The organism is Bacteroidales bacterium, assembly GCA_021648725.1.
GTDB lineage: Bacteria > Bacteroidota > Bacteroidia > Bacteroidales > JAADGE01 > JAADGE01.
This window is the reverse complement of the sequence record JAKISF010000026.1, coordinates 19,892-38,891: the sequence shown is the minus strand read 5'-3', so window position 1 is coordinate 38,891 and position 19,000 is coordinate 19,892. Positions and strand designations below refer to the sequence as shown.

Annotated in this window: 13 protein-coding genes; 10 read left to right on the top strand and 3 right to left on the bottom strand. The window is 33.6% G+C overall.

The features are described from left to right. The first annotated feature begins 37 nt into the window (after positions 1-37). The 5 genes from cmk to L3J35_10120 all read left to right on the top strand — a co-directional run bounded on the left by cmk (position 38) and on the right by L3J35_10120 (position 5,507). The gene (gene cmk / locus L3J35_10140; GenBank protein MCF6366547.1) at positions 38-733 is read left to right on the top strand and encodes a (d)CMP kinase; all 696 of its coding nucleotides are present in this window, start codon (positions 38-40) and stop codon (positions 731-733) included. A gap of 32 nt (positions 734-765) precedes the next feature. Further along, positions 766-1,644, top strand: coding sequence for a 4-hydroxy-3-methylbut-2-enyl diphosphate reductase (locus L3J35_10135; GenBank protein ID MCF6366546.1), 879 nt, complete (start codon positions 766-768; stop codon positions 1,642-1,644). Between the two features lie 11 nt (positions 1,645-1,655). Beyond that, entirely contained in the window at positions 1,656-3,077 is a 1,422-nt protein-coding gene (locus L3J35_10130; protein ID MCF6366545.1) for a hypothetical protein, read from the top strand. Between the two features lie 82 nt (positions 3,078-3,159). Next, positions 3,160-3,882 (top strand): PorT family protein, encoded by a 723-nt coding sequence (locus tag L3J35_10125; protein ID MCF6366544.1) that lies wholly within the window; start codon positions 3,160-3,162, stop codon positions 3,880-3,882. Between the two features lie 71 nt (positions 3,883-3,953). After that, entirely contained in the window at positions 3,954-5,507 is a 1,554-nt protein-coding gene (locus L3J35_10120; GenBank protein ID MCF6366543.1) for an FAD-binding protein, read from the top strand. 40 nt (positions 5,508-5,547) lie between these two features. Here L3J35_10120 and L3J35_10115 read toward each other — a convergent pair whose 3' ends face one another. Further along, on the bottom strand, positions 5,548-6,315 hold the full coding sequence (locus tag L3J35_10115; protein MCF6366542.1) for an SDR family oxidoreductase: 768 nt from the start codon (positions 6,313-6,315) through the stop codon (positions 5,548-5,550). 66 nt (positions 6,316-6,381) lie between these two features. Between L3J35_10115 and L3J35_10110 the strand changes: the two genes are divergently transcribed. Both L3J35_10110 and L3J35_10105 read left to right on the top strand, forming a co-directional pair. Then, positions 6,382-6,645 carry a carboxymuconolactone decarboxylase family protein gene (locus L3J35_10110; protein MCF6366541.1) on the top strand — a complete coding sequence of 88 codons (264 nt, stop codon included), beginning with the start codon at positions 6,382-6,384 and terminating at the stop codon, positions 6,643-6,645. Between the two features lie 21 nt (positions 6,646-6,666). Beyond that, entirely contained in the window at positions 6,667-7,233 is a 567-nt protein-coding gene (locus L3J35_10105; GenBank protein MCF6366540.1) for a flavin reductase family protein, read from the top strand. A 28-nt stretch (positions 7,234-7,261) separates the two neighbouring features. Here L3J35_10105 and L3J35_10100 read toward each other — a convergent pair whose 3' ends face one another. Next, positions 7,262-8,578 carry a pyridoxal phosphate-dependent aminotransferase gene (locus L3J35_10100; protein MCF6366539.1) on the bottom strand — a complete coding sequence of 439 codons (1,317 nt, stop codon included), beginning with the start codon at positions 8,576-8,578 and terminating at the stop codon, positions 7,262-7,264. 55 nt (positions 8,579-8,633) lie between these two features. Then, positions 8,634-9,383 (bottom strand): DUF4197 domain-containing protein, encoded by a 750-nt coding sequence (locus tag L3J35_10095; GenBank protein MCF6366538.1) that lies wholly within the window; start codon positions 9,381-9,383, stop codon positions 8,634-8,636. A gap of 116 nt (positions 9,384-9,499) precedes the next feature. On the opposite strand from L3J35_10095, the gene L3J35_10090 reads away from it, so the two are divergent. From L3J35_10090 to L3J35_10080, 3 genes are read left to right on the top strand one after another with little or no spacing between them, the layout of a single operon-like run. Beyond that, complete coding sequence (locus tag L3J35_10090; protein ID MCF6366537.1) at positions 9,500-10,846, top strand: hypothetical protein; 1,347 nt, start codon at positions 9,500-9,502, stop codon at positions 10,844-10,846. 32 nt (positions 10,847-10,878) lie between these two features. Then, positions 10,879-13,512, top strand: a complete 2,634-nt coding sequence (locus L3J35_10085) for a hypothetical protein (GenBank protein ID MCF6366536.1) — start codon at positions 10,879-10,881, stop codon at positions 13,510-13,512. A 16-nt stretch (positions 13,513-13,528) separates the two neighbouring features. Beyond that, complete coding sequence (locus tag L3J35_10080) at positions 13,529-18,859, top strand: GEVED domain-containing protein (protein ID MCF6366535.1); 5,331 nt, start codon at positions 13,529-13,531, stop codon at positions 18,857-18,859. Positions 18,860-19,000: the final 141 nt, after the last annotated feature.

Genomic DNA, 19,000 nt, shown 5'->3' with positions numbered 1-19,000 from the left:
TAACTATCACCCAATTACCGTTTTATAAAACAAAACAATGAACAATAAAAAATTAATTATAGCAATAGACGGTCATTCTTCTTGCGGAAAAAGCACACTTGCAAAAGATTTGGCAAAACATTTTTCATATAAATACATTGATACGGGAGCAATGTACCGGGCTGTAACACTTTATGTTATAAGAAATAAACTCTTTAAGGGCAAGTCAATTAATGAGGAACAACTTCAAAAAGACTTTGAAAACGGAAAAATAAGAATAGGATTTCAATATAATTCTGAAACAAAGAAATCCGAGACTTTGCTTAACGGGCAAAACGTTGAAAATAAAATTAGAGGTATTGAAGTTTCAAACCTTGTAAGCCCTGTTGCAGTTATCCCTTTTGTAAGGCATGAACTTGTTGAACTTCAAAGAGAAATGGGAAAAGAAGGAGAAATTGTAATGGACGGAAGAGATATAGGAACAAATGTATTTCCGAATGCCGATTTAAAAATATTTTTAACAGCAGATGCTGAAATAAGAGCTAAAAGAAGATATAAAGAATTAAGGGGAAAAGGGCAAAACGTTTCTTATGAAGAAATTCTTAAAAATGTGCAGGAAAGAGACAATATAGATTCTACAAGAGCTACAAATCCGTTACGACAAGCAAAAGATGCCGTTTTACTTGACAATTCACATATATCAATTGAGGAGCAATTGCAAAATGCAATAAAGTTAGTTAAAAACTTAATTTAAAACCTTTAACTTTGTACTTTTAACTAATAAAAATGCAAATAGAAATAGATTCAAATTCAGGATTTTGCTTCGGAGTTGTTAAAGCTATTGAAACAGCAGAATCAGAATTAAAAAAAGATGAAATACTTTATTGTTTAGGCGACATTGTTCATAACGGAGCTGAGGTTAGAAGACTGGAAAACAAAGGCCTAGTAACAATAAATAAAGAAGAATTTAAGAAATTAAAAAATGCAAAAGTTCTTTTAAGAGCACACGGAGAACCACCGGAAACATACGAAATTGCAAAAAAAAATAATATTGAATTAATTGATGCTTCATGCCCTATTGTTCTTAATCTTCAACAAAAAATACACAAAGCTTATACCGAATTTGATAAAATTGAAGGGCAAATTGTAATTTTCGGAAAAGAAGGGCATGCAGAAGTTATCGGATTACTCGGACATACCGATAATAAAGGCATTGTTGTGTCGGAAATAAACGATTTAGATAAAATAGATTTCACAAAACCGATAAACATTTTTTCGCAAACAACAAAGAGCAGAACAGGTTATAATAAAATTATCGAGGAAATCAGAATTAGATTAGATAAAGAAAAAAAAAATGCAGAAATTAATTTTATTTCAAATGCATCAACATGCGGTCAAGTTTCTACAAGAGATGTTATTTTAAAAGAATTTGCAAAAAAACATGATGTAATAATATTCGTGAGCGGTAAAAAAAGCTCAAACGGGAGACTATTATACAACGTTTGCAGAAAACAAAATGAAAAAAGTTACTTTGTTTCAAACATTAAAGAATTAAAACAAATATGGTTTAATAAAACTGATTCCGTAGGAATTTGCGGTGCAACATCAACACCTGATTGGTTAATGGAAAATATAAAATCTGCAATTCAAAAATTTGATAATTAAACAGTGTATTAATGAAAAAAAACATTTACACGGAAACAGTTAAATTATTACCTTTTTATTTATTTTTTACAATCCTAACTTGGTTTGTTTCAAATAATATTTTTTTTTGGGACACCGTACAATTAGCATCAGCCCACGCACATTACTTTTTTGATACCAATTTTCAAAACCTGCTTTTACCGGATAATATTGACAGCGGACATATTCCTGCATTCGGTGTATATTTGGCATTTATTTGGAAATTTTTCGGCAAAACACTATTTATAAGCCATTTTGCAATGCTTCCGTTTATTATCGGGATTATAAGACAAGCATATTTACTTATTAAAAAATTTATATCTGAAAAATACGTATTCTTAGCTTTAATCATGTTTTTAGCTGATGCAACTTTATTGGCTCAAACAACACTTATAAGTCCGGATGTTGTATTGGTATTTTTATTTTTAACGGCACTTAATTCTGTTTTAAAAAAAAATAATTTTTTGTTATCAATATCTGTTGCAGGATTATTTCTTATAAGCATGAGAGGAATGATGGCAGCAAGTTCAATTTTAGTTTTGGATATTATTTTTAATATAAAGTTTGAAAATTTAAAAAATACGATTCTTCAACTTCTTAAAAAATCATTATTTTATATTCCTGCCTTATTTATCTTTATAATTTACAATATTTATCATTACAAAGTTAAAGGTTGGGTAGCTTATCACGAAGATTCTCCTTGGCAATCTAATTTTGAAATAACAAACTTATCAGGTTTTATTAAAAATATAGGAATTCTAATTTGGCGACTTTTAGATTTCGGAAAAATTTTTATTTGGCTTGCCGCATCTGCAATTTTATTGAAATTCAATAAGTCGATTTTTAAAGATAAAAACATTAAACAAATCGGGATTATCTTTATTTTTACATTATTAAGTTTAGCCGTAAGTTTCTTACTTTATAAAAGTTTAGCCGCACATCGTTATATTTTACCTGTATATCTTATTTTTGCTTTGTTCGCTTCTTATCTTATTTTTGAGAAAATAAAACCCAAAAAGTTGAAATATATTATTTTTTCAATTGTGCTTACCGGAATGTTAAGCGGTAACTTTTGGATTTATCCCGAAAAAGTTGCACAAGGCTGGGATTCTTCGCTTACACACCTTCCGTATTATAAATTAAGAAGTGAAATGTTAGAATACATGAGAAAAAACAAAATTTCTGTTAACGAAACAGCATCATCATTTCCTAACACAGCCGAATTTAAATATTTAGATTTAAGCAATGATACAACTTCATTTTCTGAAATTGATTTAGATAAAAATAAATATTTTTTCTATTCCAATATTTATAATGACCTAAAAGATACAGAAATTGATAAACTTAAAAATGAATTCAAACTTTTAAAAACTTATAAATCTTTCGGGGTTTTCGTTTCTCTTTATTCAAAATAATTTAAAACAAAAAAGACAGTTTTCACATTTGTTTACAATTTTTTAAGATATTTGTTGTTTATAAAGTTGAAAAAAGCCATAAATGAAGAAACAATTTATAATAATACTTTTGTTTTTAGTTTCTTTTTCTGCATTTTCACAAGTTGAGAAAGTTCAGAATTTAAGATTGTATGATCAAAAAAGATTACACTTCGGTTTCACGGTAGGTTTGAATACGTCTGATTTTTATATTCGTAATTCCGACACTTTTTTTGATACCGCTGTTATAAATGAAGTTTACAGCATTGAAAACAAACAACAACCCGGTTTTCACCTCGGACCTATTTCTAATTTAAGAATCGGAAAATATTTTGATTTAAGATTTTTAATTAATTTAAATTTTACACAAAGAGACTTACAATACAGAATTTTGAAAGAAAACTCAGCAGGAGAATCATATTTTGATACACATACAATGAAATTATCTTCTACATTTTTAGAGTTCCCTTTTTTAATAAAATATAAATCTCACAGAATAAATAATTACAGATTTTATTTAATAGGCGGTGTAAAACCATCTTTAGACTTAGCCGCAAAGAAAAAAATACCTGACGAACTGATGCCCATGATTCGATTATCCCAACCTGACATATACGGAGAGTTCGGCTTAGGGCTTGATTTTTATTTACCGTATTTTAAGTTCTCGCCCGAATTAAAAATGGGTGTCGGGATTAATAATATGGCAGTTGATGATAACACAGAATATACGGGAGCAATGAAGTATTTAAAATCAAAAGTTTTTATGCTATCATTCCATTTTGAATAATTTTATAAAATATTACAAATAAAACCTTCATTGTTATTAACTTTGAAGGTTTTTTATTTAAAAAATTGAAGATGAAAAAGATAATTGCATTGCGTTTGCCTCCTAAAAACGCATCAAATATTAAACATTATAAAAAAGATGCAGCAAAACATCTTGAAATTGATGAAAATGACATTACCCGAATCGAAGTTCTTAAGAAATCAATTGATGCCAGAAAGAAGTTTGTTATGGTGAATTTACAAATGGAAGTTTGGTGGGACGAAGCTTATGTGAAGCCGGAAGAATTCAATTTAAAGTTAAATGATGTTTCCGAAAAACCCGAAGTTATTATAGTAGGTGCCGGACCTGCCGGCTTATTTGCTGCATTAAAATTAATTGAAAAAGGTTTAAAACCTATAATATTTGAAAGAGGAAAAGATGTCAGTGAACGAAAGCGCGACATTCAAGATATAAATACAAATAAAGGCGTAAATCCTGATTCAAATTATTGTTTCGGAGAAGGCGGTGCAGGTACTTTTTCCGACGGAAAATTATACACTCGTTCAAAAAAAAGAGGAGATGTTAAACGCATTCTGGATATATTAAAATTTCACGGAGCAGGGAAAAATATATTGTCGGATGCTCATCCGCATATCGGAACCAATAAATTACCGGGAATTATTGTAAAAATAAGAGAATCAATTATAAACGCCGGCGGAGAAGTACGTTTTAATACTCGTATTGACGATTTTATTATAGAAAACAATACAATTAAAGGTGTTGTAACTCAAGCCGGAGATAAAGTTCTCGGAAAAGCAGTTATTTTAGCAACAGGACATTCTGCAAGAGATATTTTTGAATTACTTCATAAAAAAAATATTCTGCTTGAAGCAAAATCATTTGCAATGGGTGTAAGAGTTGAACATCCGCAAGGGTTGATTGACAGCATTCAATACAGTTGCAAAATAAGAAGTGATTATTTACCTGCCGCTGCATATAATTTAGTTTCGCAAGTTAACGGCAGAGGTGTTTATTCATTTTGTATGTGTCCGGGCGGATTTATAGTTCCTGCATCTACGGCTCCGGGCGAAACGGTTGTAAACGGTATGTCGCCTTCAAAACGTAATTCTAAGTTTGCTAACTCGGGAATGGTTGTTGAAATTAAAGTTGAAGATTTTCCCGAAACAGAGAAATACGGTGTGCTTGCAGGATTAAAGTTTCAAGAAAATTTAGAAAAAACAGCTTTCTTGAACGGAGGAAACGGACTTATTGCTCCCGCACAAAGGTTACATGATTTTGTAAACAGTAAATTATCGCCTTTTTTACCGGAAACGTCTTATCATCCCGGAGTTATTTCCTCGCCTTTGCACTTTTGGTTACCCGAACATATAAGTAAAAGGTTACAAATTGCTTTTAAAAATTTCGGGAAACGGATGAAAGGTTTTTTAACAAATGAAGCAATTCTTCTCGGGGTAGAATCCAGAACATCTTCTCCGATTCGCATACCCAGAGACAAAGAAACTTTACAACATCCGCAAATTAAAAATTTATATCCTTGCGGTGAAGGAGCAGGATATGCCGGCGGCATTATTTCATCAGCTGTTGACGGAGAAAGATGTGCAGAAATGATTAATAAAAAAGATTAAACTCAGCATCAAATACAATCAAAACAAAGATTTTAAATGGTTAAAATCCATTTACAGTAAACCCGCCGTCAACACTAAGGATTTGCCCGGTAATGTATTTTGCGGCAGGCATACAAAAAAACGAAACTGCTGCCGCAACATCTTCCGGTTCTCCTATTTTATTCATGGGTGTACGACTTAAAACAGCTTGTTTATAAGCCATATCTTTTAACACAGTTTCTGCTAAAGGAGTTCTGATATACCAAGGAGCAACGGCATTTACTCTTATATTATCTTTTGCCCACTCTACTGCAAGGTTTTTTGTAAGCTGATTGATAGCTGCTTTTGTCATAGCATAAATTGAACCTGTTTTTAAATGAATTTGCCCGGCAACGGAAGATACAAACACAACGCTTGCTTGATTTGACTTCTCTAAACAAGGAAACAGTAATCGACTTAACTCAAAAGCCGACCTGAGATTTGTATGCATTATATGGTCATATTCATTATAATTATAATCTGTTGTCGGTTTTCTGATATTTGTTCCTACATTGTTCACAAAAATATCAAGGCTTCCCCACCTCTCACTTATTTTATCTGTAATTTTTTGATAATCACTACGTTTACTAACATCCGCCTGTATTCCGAAAATCTTAATTCCTTTTTCGGAATACTCCTTAAGCATTGCGTTTAATTCATTCTTACTTCTTGCAACTACGGCAAGTTCGGCACCAAGTTCTGCAAATTCTTTTGCAATTGCATTTCCTATTCCCTTTGTTGCTCCGGTTATTAAAGCCTTCTTATTTTGTAATGTTATTCTGTCTTTCATTTTTTCTGAATTATTATTTGTCTAAGATATATTTATACCTTTGTATTGCAAAAAAAATAAACAAAAATGCCCGAACAAAAATTTACGAGAAGAATATTTACTGCAACATTGTTATTTAATGATTTCGGCTTTCTGTTTAAAAATTTTAAAAATATAAGAAGAGTTTCTAAAAATAAGAAAATATCAAAAGCATTTTTTGAAAAAATAATGACTATTGTTTCAACCGTAAACGGATGTGTTTATTGTCAATGGTTTCATGCAAAAAAGTCAATAGCTTCCGGAATAAGCAGCAATGAAGTAAAAAATATGTTAAATTTGCAATTTCAATAAAATAAAAATATGAAACAAATAATAAAAACAGAATGGCAACCGGGAAATCTCCTCTACCCGCTTCCGGCAGTAATGGTAAGTTGCGGTTCAAATCCCGAAGAATACAACATAATTACAATTTCATGGACAGGAACAATAAACACAAACCCGCCGATGCTCTATATTTCTGTTCGTCCTGAAAGGCATTCATACAAAATATTGAAAAAGAACATGGAATTTGTCGTTAATCTTACAACAGAAAAGTTATCTTATGTTACGGATTTTAACGGAGTTAAATCCGGAAAAAACATGGATAAATTTAAAGAAAGTCGCTTAACGCCTGTTCCTGCAAGAAAAATTAATACTGTATTAATCGGCGAATCTCCGGTAAATCTTGAATGTAAGGTAACACAAATAATTCCGCTCGGATCTCACGATATGTTTATTGCCGAAGTCGTAAATGTTAATGTCGATGAAAAACTTATTGACCCTAAAACACAAAAATTAAGATTAGATAAAGCAAATCTCTTATCTTATTCTCACGGATTTTATTATATCTTGGGTAAACGTATGGGAGCTTTCGGATATTCTGTAAAGAAAACAAAATAACTTTCCGAGTTTTAAAAACTCGGAAAACTTACTGTCCGAAATTCTCTTTAAATCTTTTCAATCGCTCTTCTAAAACAGGTATCTGCTCCTCTCCTATTTGCGAAACACAAGCTCTTAAGCCTTCTCGTCTTTCGCTTCCGGTTGTTTGCAATGCAATTGCACTTATACCGTGATAAAGCAAGTTTTCTAATAATTGGCTTCCTCGCATTCCCGGATAAGAAATTGTAAAATAAAAACCGTCGGCTAAGGGTTCTCCCATATCATTATCGTAAACTAATTCAAAACCTGCATCTAAAAACATTTTCTTCATAATTTTTGCACGTTCTCCGTAAACTTTAACATCATCTCTGAAATTATACTTCCCGTCATTAACTGCTTTTAATAATGCTGCCAAACCGTATTGCGGAGTATGAGAAACACCCGCCGATAATGTATAAAGGGCATTATAAACTAATGAATGTCCGAATTGGTCACTTGTATAAAAACGCTTCAAATCAGGATACCTGTTATTATAAATCTTTTCGGAAACAACCAGCATTCCTACTCTTTGTCCGGCATAACTGAATACCTTTGAACTTGAAATAAGCATTGTCCAATTATCAGTATATTTTGCAATCGTAGGTTGAAAAGGTGCTTCTCCAGGAACGGAGTAATCTTTTCTGAAATCCATTCCGAAATATGCCAAATCTTCTATAACTACAAGATTATATTTTGTTGCAAGTTCGCCTATAATTTGTAACTCTTCATCCGTAAAACTTATCCAGGTAGGATTATTCGGGTTTGAATATAATATCGAACTTATTTTTTTCTCAGTTATCAATTCTTCAAGTTTTGCTCTTAATTTTTCTCCCCTGTACTTAAAAACATCAAAAGTATCATACTCATAACCTAAAACTTGAATTTGAAGTTTTTGAACAGGAAAACCGGGGTCAATAAATAACACTCCTCTTCTTGTTTTGTCTGTTCTGCAAGCAACCATAAACAAAGCAATACTGGCTTGTGCAGAACCTACTGAAGTAAAACAATATTCAGGACTTATGTCAATATCCAGAAAATTTTTAACAAAGCGAGAAATTTCTTTTTTTAAAGGTTCAATTCCGGCTATGGGAGCATATTTTGAAGCAACTCCGGATTTAAAGGCTTCAACTTCAGCATTAAATGCTATTTCAGAAACATCAATACCGGGAACTCCCATTTCCATTCTGATAAACTTCTCTCCGGATTCTTCTTCAATTCTATTTGCTAATCTGACAATCTCCCGAATTGAAGCATTTGCAACATTATCAAAGTGCATTTCTTCTAAAATCCTTTTAACTATTTTTGAATCAATAGGTGTATTAGTCATAACTTTACTTTTTAAAATAAAAAAACCGAAAACTTATGTTTCCGGTTAAATAGAATTATTTGTTGTTTTTGGCATAACCGAAAACTTTTTTTATTATGTCGCTGACATAATTCAGCGGATTGGCTCTGATTTTTTTCTCCTCCTCGCCTACTTTAAAAAATAAACCGTCTAATGCACGCCTTGTTACATAATCAGACAAACTGGTATTAACTTTAGGCTTCCCTATAAAAGGGGCAACCTTATTGTATAGTGTTGTTATATCCGTCCATGCTTTGTTTGTAGATATATTTCCCACTAACTTTTTATTAAGCGAAGTATTTATTTTAGGCTTAAATGCCGAAACTAATTTATTATAAGTCTTATTTTTTAAATAAGTTGTTGCAGCTGTATTGTTACCTTTCAATATTGTCATCCCGTCTTGTATTGTCATGGTTCTTACGGCATCAATAAAAATAGGTTTTGCTTCTGAAGCAGCATCTTCGGCAGAACGATTAATTCTTAAAACTAAATCATCTATTGCTTTTTGTCCCAAACCCGGAACTTTTTGTATGTTTTCTACAATAACATTTGCTTCGGGAGGAAGTAAAATTTTAACTGCATTATCTTTAAAATATCCGTCGTTTGCGTTTAAAACCTTAACAGAAGAATTTGTTCCTACATTTAATGCCTCTTTTAATCCTTTAACAACTTCTGAATTTGTTAAACTTGTTTGTGAGCTTGCATCTTCAAGAATTTGCATCAAAATATCGCAAGATGAAAAACTGAATGAAAGACTGATTAAAAATATAATTGTTAGTTTTTTCATAATTATTACTTTTATGGTTTAATTTTTCAAGCAGTAAAGTTGCAAAAAATCTTAGTTTTATCAAAATTAATATTTGTTTATTATCCTAATATGTTCTAAAACTATATCCTATCTTAATGTCATTAAAAAGAATAATAATATTATCTTATTTTTTGTTTTTTACAACTGTTAATTATGCACAATTTTTTCAGGAAGAAATATGCGGACATATCGGAAAAACTTTTTCAAAAAATTTAAGTTTCAGAAACTATGAGAAAATAAAATTGCACCTTGATTATTGCAATTATAATCCGTATATCGAAAATATTAAATACAGAATTCCTGTTAAGTTTTGGATATATCGAAAATCTGACGGAACAGGCGGTCTTTCCGAAATACAAATAAAAGAACATCTCAGAAACCTAAATCACTATCATTCAACAAACAACACGGGAATAAGATTTTATCTGCGTCCGGATATTGAATATATAGATAAAGACAGGCTGTTTAAACTTAAATATTTAAACCAAGCTCCCTTTCAAACTTTAAAAAGAAAATCGAAATCGTGCATTAATATATATGTTGCTGAAAAGTTAAAGATGAATCGAGTTTTTAATATTCCAAAAAACTTTTCGGGTACATACAATTCATTCTCAAAAGGTATTATTATTGCAAAAGGTGTATCTTCTTCAACGCTGACTCATGAAATAGGTCATTATCTCGGTTTAAAACATCCGCATAAACATTGGAAAAGCAAAATAAAAAGTGAACCTGTAAGCAGAACAAGATTAATTCCGGGAACAAATACCTTAATGTGCGAAAAAAAAGGTGACGGTTTATGCGATACACCTGCCGAACCTAATCTTTCAAATTACACCGATGATAATTGTAAATATACAGGCCGGAATGTAAAAGATAAATACGGAGAAGAATATAAGCCTGCTACAGATAACATAATGTCATATACAAAAAACAGAGAATGCAGAAATAACTTTACTCAGGAACAAATTGCACTAATGCTATATACAGCTTCAAAAAATAAATACTCAAAATATTGGTCTGATGAAAATAAAAACTTTGAGAATTATAACTTTGATTATTTTGAACCTGATAATACAAAAAATACTGCTTCCGAAATCTTTTTAAGAACAATACAAACACATACATTTCATGAAATTCTCACAAAGAGCAAAAAAAAACAATTTTACGACAGATTTGATTGGCTATATTTTGATTTAAATACATCAAAACCTCAAACATACAAAATTACTGTCTCAAAATCCGAATATGAGTTTCCTAAAATTAAAATAACTGTTTTTTTTAACGAAAAAATTATTCAAGAAAAAATCATTGAAAACATTGAAAATGAGGAAAACATATTACTTTATGATATTAGTAAAGGAAGATACTTTATTAATATTCAGAAAATCTCAAATTACAATAAAATTAAATCGTACAAAATTAAAGTTGAAAAATCAAAATAAATTTATTACATTTGCTTTTTAAATTTTATTTCATGGTGATGACTTGTAACATTAACTTATCAAAAACTCTGTTGGCAATAACTTTGATTTTCTTTTACATAAGTGCTGATTCTCAATCAGTAAGTATTAATACTTCAGGAAGTTTACCGCATGCCAGTTCTATTCTTGACATGAGTGATGTTAATAACAAAGGTTTGCTTATACCGAATGTCGCACTTACCGGAACAAGTGATAACACATCCGTAACAAGTCCGGCAACAGGTTTAATGATATACAATACTGCAACAATAAGTGATGTAACTCCGGGCTACTATTACTATACCGGAACGTCCTGGACAAAATTTACAAACGGAACATATACATTCGAAAACGGCTTAACCGAAAACGCTTCAAATACCGTGAAGTTAGGAGGTTCATTATCTGAACATACAAATATTGATTTAGGTACTGCCGGAACAGGCTACAATTTAGTTTATAATTTAATAGGAACTGCCTTTTATGTTATACAAGATGACGGAATTGATATGGCTGTTTTCAGAAATGACGGAAATGTCGATTTCCTGAACAATATTTCCTCCGGAGAATATATTAATTTTGACGGTATATTCGGAAGTACCGGATACGGGTTCAGAGAAAGAGCCGGAGATTTAGAATACAAAAAAAACACAGCATCAACATGGACAGCATTACCGAATGCCCCTCCCGGCGGCGAAACAATGTGGTGGTACAAGCCTACCGCAACAAACTACATCCGTCCGCAAGACAATTCTAATGTAAGAATATATGATGACAATCAAACATACGGATTCTATTACAACGGAAGTTTAAACCAATACGGAGGTTACTTTGTTACCTCTTCTGCAACATCACCTACAAGTGCAGTTGTAGGATTTTCGGATGTTTTAGGAAGTCAAACATACGGATATCTCGGCTATAACGGAAATTACACTAACGCATTAAGCGACTTATCAATTGACGGAACTGCTGTTTACGGTATGGTTGAAGACAAAAACAGAACAGCAATTTTCGGAAGAACAGGAAGAGATGCAAACACCGCTGCTATTATCGGTTATTCTGATGTTTGGACAGCAGGGTACTACTATTGCTATGACAATGCAACAACTTCACACTCAGGTCTTTACAGTCAGCTAATCGTAGATGTTACAAAAACAGGAAATCAAACCGCCGTAAAAGGATATTCAAAATATAAAGAAGGTACTCAAAACAGGGGCTACACAATAGGTGGTGCATTTTATGCTATCGGAAATACACAAGATTCAGAAGGTATTGACACATATGCATCTACAAAAGGAGTCGGTACATACTCTTGGGGAATCAGAGCAGAAGTTGACAGTGCAGAAACCGTTTACGGAATACAAGTCCTTGCCGGAACCGACGGAGTAACAGCCGCAGATCAATGCTGGGGACTATATTCAGTAGCAAGAACATCTGACGGCAATGCAGTTCTCGGCCTCGGAAGTAATTTGTCATCAATTATTTATTCAGGAAACGGTGACGGTGTTATCGGCGGTTCTGATGCAGGCTACGGTGTTATCGGCTACCATCATGACGGAACTGCTGCGAACAGCTACGGAGTTTTGGGGCATTCAATTCCTACAGCAAACTTCTTTTATCACAAAGAAGATGCTGCTGACGGAGACGATCAGTCAACTATTTATGCATGGAGGAGTTGCGTTGCTCAAAATGACGGAACAGATTACTCTGTTACAGGAACAAATGAAGCTGTTGAAGGCTATACCTCATACGGAGATTCTTGGACTTTTGGTGTAACAGGTCATTTTTGGGATGACAATAACGGTCGTTCAGGTGGGATATTAGGTGCTGAAAGACTTGGTTCTTACTGGGGAAGCCTCGCATATAGAAGTAGTACTTTAACCACTTACGGTGTCTATGCAAACGGTACAACAACCTATGGTAGCGGTGGCGGAAAGAATAATAAAATAGGAATAGGAGTAGGAAGCTATGGAGATTTAGCAGGTGCATGGTTCAAAGGGAATATTTACGGTACAATTACAAAAGGAGAACGTTTTGCTCAATACATTAGCGGAAAAACATATACAAACAACCTTATAGTTTCGCTTGAAAATAACGGAAATAACGAAAGAATACCTACTTATGTTCCTGTTTCAACAAGTGCCGATATATATTTAAGAGGTACCGGGCAGTTATTAAACGGAAAAGCATCAATAACATTTGATGAAAAATATAAAAATATTATTTCAGATAAAATCCCTGTAATTGTAACTGTTACACCAATAGGAGAAACACAAGGTATTCATCTTACAAGCTTAAAAACATCAGGCTTCGGAGTTGCCGAAAATAACTCAGGTAAAGGAAACATACAATTTACTTGGATTGCTGTTGCAGTCAGAAAAGCTTATGAAAACCCGAATAATCCGAAAGAAGTACTCTCTTATGACTTTGATTCAAAGTTAGACAACTTCATGTTTAATGAAAACGATTTGAATAATTCCGGTAAACCGATATGGTGGGACGGTAAACAAATTAGATTTGATGCACTTCCTGAAAGGGAAAAAGAGAACAAAAATAATATTGATAATAATATAATTCAAATTAACAGAGAAAAGAACAATAAAATGTCTGAAACAGACAAAACATTTAAAGAAAATATTTCAATAAAGTAAATTAAATAATATTCCTATGAAACAAAGAAGTTTACTAATTCTGATTTTAATTTTTGCATTTATTACACACAATCAAATATTTGCACAAAATAAAGTTTATCCGACTGTAATAAAAAAACCCGTTGGATTTGAAATTACAAAACCATTAAAAGACAACCCTGTTATTACCGGTTTTGAAAAACAATACGAAGAATTTTATATGAACAAACATCGAGACAGGATAATTGACCCGAGTATTACTCCTCCGGATTTTAAAAGTATGCCTGTTGACCCGAATGTTCAGAAAGAACAAGGCCGGATTAAAAATTCAAAAGGGCTGCTTAAAAATTATGTCGGTCAAAACAGCAGTTCATACCCTCCGGATTGTAACGGAACAGCCGGGCCTAACCACTATTTTCAAGTCGTAAACTTAACTTATGCAATTTATAACAAATCTGACGGTGTTAAAGTAGCCGGACCGTCTGCATTAAACTCTATTTTCAACTCAACTCTTCCGGGTGCCGGCTATAACGACGGAGACCCGATTGTTCTTTGGGACGAACAAGCAGACAGATGGTTCTACTCTGAATTTTCTCTCGGAGGAGCAAACGATTATATGTTAATTGCTGTTTCAACCACAAACGATCCTACAGGCACATGGTACTCTTGGTCTTTTGATGTTGACGACACACCTGACTATATGAAATTCGGTATTTGGCAAGACGGTTATTATATGTCAACAAATACAAGTAACGGAAACGATGTTTATGTTTTTGAAAGAAGCAAAATGATTGCCGGTGATCCGAACCCTCAAATGATAGCATTTGATAACCCGAACAGACCGAGTACTTTTGACGGGTTTCACTGTATTCAGCCCCTCGACAATGACGGACTGTGGGCTCCTGCAGGAACACCCGGACAATTTATTACAATTGCAGATAACGGACAAAACAATCCTTCCGATGCACTATATATCTATGAATTAAATGCTGACTGGATTACTCCTTCAAATTCTACTTTTGTACGTACACAAACAATAAATGTAAACTCATTCAGCGGTAATTTTACAAGTGATTGGAAAAATATTCCTCAACCGGGAACAACTCAAAAACTTGATGCAATTTCAACGGTATTAATGTACAGAGCACAATATCGAAACTTTTCAGGAACTCAAAAAATAGTTTGTACACACACAATTGCCGAAACTTCTACAGAGTCTGCAATCAGATGGTACGAATTAGAAAATACAGGATCTGGCTGGTCTATTGCACAACAAGGAACTTATAATCCTGATAACATAAGTCGGTGGAATGCAAGTATAGCAATGAATGATTTAGGTCAAATCGGAATGGGTTATGCTGTATCAAACGGAACTTCAACTTACCCGGGAATAAGATATTGCGGACAAACATCAAATGCACCCTCAGGAGTAATGGATGTTGCTGAAACAGTAATAAAAACAGGACAATATTCTCAAACAGCCGCAGAACGTTGGGGAGACTATTCAAATATTTCAGTAGATCCATCAGACGGAAAAACATTTTGGTACACATCAGAATATATGGGAAGTTCAACACACGGAACACAAATTGCTGCTTTTACGATTGATGAAGCATCGTGTACCCCTCCTTCCTCACAAGCAAGCAATTTTTCTGCAAATTCAATCGGAGATAATACTATGACAATTTCATGGACACGAGGAAGCGGAAACAGCGTTATGTTAGTTGCTCATGAAGCATCTGTTGTAAATGCTGATCCGGTTTCAGGAACATCATATACTTCAAATTCTGTTTTCGGCTCAGGGAGTCAAATAGGAACAGGAAATTATGTTTTATACAGAGGTACGGGAAGTTCAGTAAGTATTAGTGGTCTAACTCAAGGCACAACTTATTATTTTGCTGTATATGAGTATAATACCGCAGATAATTGCTACAACACAACTGAACTGTCGGGCAATGCAACAACAACAGGAGTTTCTTATTGTGCTTCAGCAGGCAATTCAGTTGCTGATGAATGGATAAACAGAGTAACAATAGGAACAATTGATAATACATCCGGAGCAAACGGAGGTTATGCCGACTTTACTTCTATGTCTTTTGATATTGCAGAAGGAACCCCGGAAACAATTACAATATACCCTGCTTGGGGAGGTCAAACATATTCTGAAGGCTACGCTGTTTGGATTGATATAAACCAAGATGGTGATTTTAACGATACAAATGAATTAGTTTTCTCAAATGCCGCATCTCAATCAACTTCTGTTTCCGGAACAATTACTATACCCTCCGGAACAATATTAGGAAATACAAGAATGAGAGTTTCAATGAAATATAATGCTATTCCTACACAGTGCGAAGCATTCTCATACGGTGAAGTTGAAGATTACACAGTTAACATAATAAATGCAGGAGACACACAAGCACCTACGGCTCCTTCAAACTTAAGCTCATCAAGTGTTACATCTAACAGCCTTACTATTTCATGGACTGCATCAACAGACAATGTAGCTGTAACAGGATATGAAGTTTTCAAAGACGGAACAAGTTTAGGAACAGTTACCGGAACATCTGCAAGTGTAACAGGTCTTACACCCGAAACTCAGTACAGTTTTTATGTAAAAGCTTATGATGCTGCCGGAAATAAATCAAATGCAAGCAATACAATATCTGTTACTACAGCAGTAGAGGCAGATACGCAAGCACCTACGGCTCCTTCAAGTTTAGCATTTGCAAATGTAACTCAAATCAGTGTCGATTTATCTTGGACTGCATCTACTGATAATGTAGGTGTTACCGGATATAAAATATATAAAGACGGAACCTTATTAACTTCAGTTACAGGAACTTCTTATACTGTTAACGGATTATCAGCTGCTACCACTTATCAATTTTATGTTATTGCAACAGATGCAGCAGGAAATACATCATCACAAAGCAATACAGTTAGTGTTACAACTCAATCAGGAGGCATCTCTTATTGTACTTCAAAAGGAAATAGTGTTGCCGATGAATGGATTGACAGAGTAATATGCGGTGATATTGATAATAACTCAGGAGCAAATGCAGGATATGGTGATTTTACTTATCTTTCTACACCTTTATATAAAGGAAATAGTGCAAGTATTACAATTACTCCTGCATGGTCAGGTACTGTTTATTCCGAAGGTTATTCAGTTTGGATCGACTATAACCAAGACGGCGATTTTGCAGATGCAGGAGAACAAGTTTTCTCATTAGCTGCTACAAAAGACACTCCCATAAATGGTTCATTTACAGTTTCTGCTTCTGCAATAAACGGAGAAACAAGAATGAGAATCTCTATGAAATATAACGGAATCCCGACCTCATGTGAAGCATTCTCTTACGGAGAAGTTGAAGATTATACGGTTAACATTCAAGACGGGGGTGATTTGCAAGCACCGACTGCTCCTGCGAATTTAACAAGTTCTAATATTACACAAACAAGTGTTCTGTTATCATGGACAGCAGCAACTGATAATGTAGGTGTTACCGGATATGATATTTATAAAGACGGTGTTTTTCTCATTAACACAACCGGTACATCTTATACAGTCAACAGCCTTACGGCATCAACATCATATTCATTTTATGTAAAAGCAAAAGATGCGGCAGGGAATGTTTCAACTGCAAGCAACACAGTTAACATTACGACTTTAAGTGTTCCCGATACTCAAGCTCCGACAGCTCCTGCAAGTTTAACAACTTCAAATATAACATCAACTTCATTAAATTTAAACTGGACAGCATCAACAGATGATGTAGGGGTTGCAGGTTATTATATTTATCAAGGAGGTACAAATATTGCATCAACTGCGAATTTAAGCTATACAGTTTCAGGATTAAGCCCTTCGACTTCTTATAGTTTTTATATAAAAGCTTATGATGCAGCAGGAAATATATCAGCTGCAAGCAATACAGTTAACCCTACAACAACAGCAGGTGCAACATATTGTGCTTCAAAAGGAAACAGCGTTGCAGATGAGTGGATACAAAAAGTTGTTTGCGGAAGTATTAATAATAATTCCGGAGCAAACGGAGGTTATGCTGATTTTACATCTATGTCAACTAATATCAATATCGGGGTAAGTCAAAGTATAACAATTACTCCCGGATGGGCAGGAACAGTTTACTCGGAAGGATATTCTGTTTGGATTGATTATAACCAAGACGGCGATTTTGCAGATGCAGGAGAACAAGTTTTCTCTTTGGCAGCTACAAAGAATACACCTGTTAGCGGTTCATTTACTGTTCCGTCAGGAACTATTACAGGAAACACAAGAATGAGAGTTTCTATGAAATATAATGCAATACCGACAGCCTGTGAGGCATTCTCTTACGGTGAAGTTGAAGATTATACGGTAAATATTATCTCGTCGGGTGCCGATACACAAGCTCCTACCGCTCCGACAAGTTTAGCAGCTTCAAATATAACACAAACAACTGTTGATTTATCTTGGAGTGCTTCTACTGATAATGTAGGTGTAAGTAACTATAATGTTTACAAAGATGGAGCTCTTTTAGGAACAGTAACAGGAACATCAGCTCAAGTAACCGGTTTAACGGCAGGAACTTCTTACAGTTTTTATGTAACAGCAGAAGATGCTGCAGGTAATGTTTCCGGGCAAAGTAATACAATAAACATTACAACTTCTCCGGCAACTGTTACTTATTGTACTTCAAAAGGAAACAATGTTTCGGACGAATGGATTCAAAGAGTGGTTTGCGGAAGTATTGATAATAACTCAGGAGTAAATGCCGGTTATGCAGACTTTACCGCAATGTCAACAAATATGACAAGAAATAGTATTTACAGCATAACAATATATCCTACGTGGTCAGCTACTGTTTATTCTGAAGGATATTCTGTTTGGATTGACTATAACCAAGACGGGGACTTTGATGATGCAGGAGAGCAGGTATTTACAAATGCTAAAACAACTGCGACAAGTGTTAACGGATCATTCACAATTCCGGCATCAGCAACTATAGGTTCAACACGCATGAGAGTTTCTATGCAATATAATACAATCCCTTTACCTTGCGGAAACTTTGATTATGGAGAAGTAGAAGATTATACAATTGTAATAGGAGCAAAATCTTATACCACGGAAAAAAATAATTTATACATTTATCCGAACCCTGCCCAAAATATAATTACTGTATATTTGAAAAACATGAATGAGAATTCAATTGTTCAAATTTATTCAATTACAGGTTCTTTGATTAAAGAAGTTCAAATTTCTGAATATAATAATCAAATAAATATTTCTGATTTACCGAACGGTATTTATAATTTAAGATTAATCCAAAACAACAAATTAGTTACCGGGCGATTTATTAAACAATAAATTTATTTGAATATATCAAGTAAGAATCCCAATCATTGCGATTGGGATTCTTTGTTAATGAATACTTTTTGGAAGTTATATATGCAAACAAAAAATAACTTGTTTTTTGTATTGTTGTTTTATATATTTGTTTAATTCTGT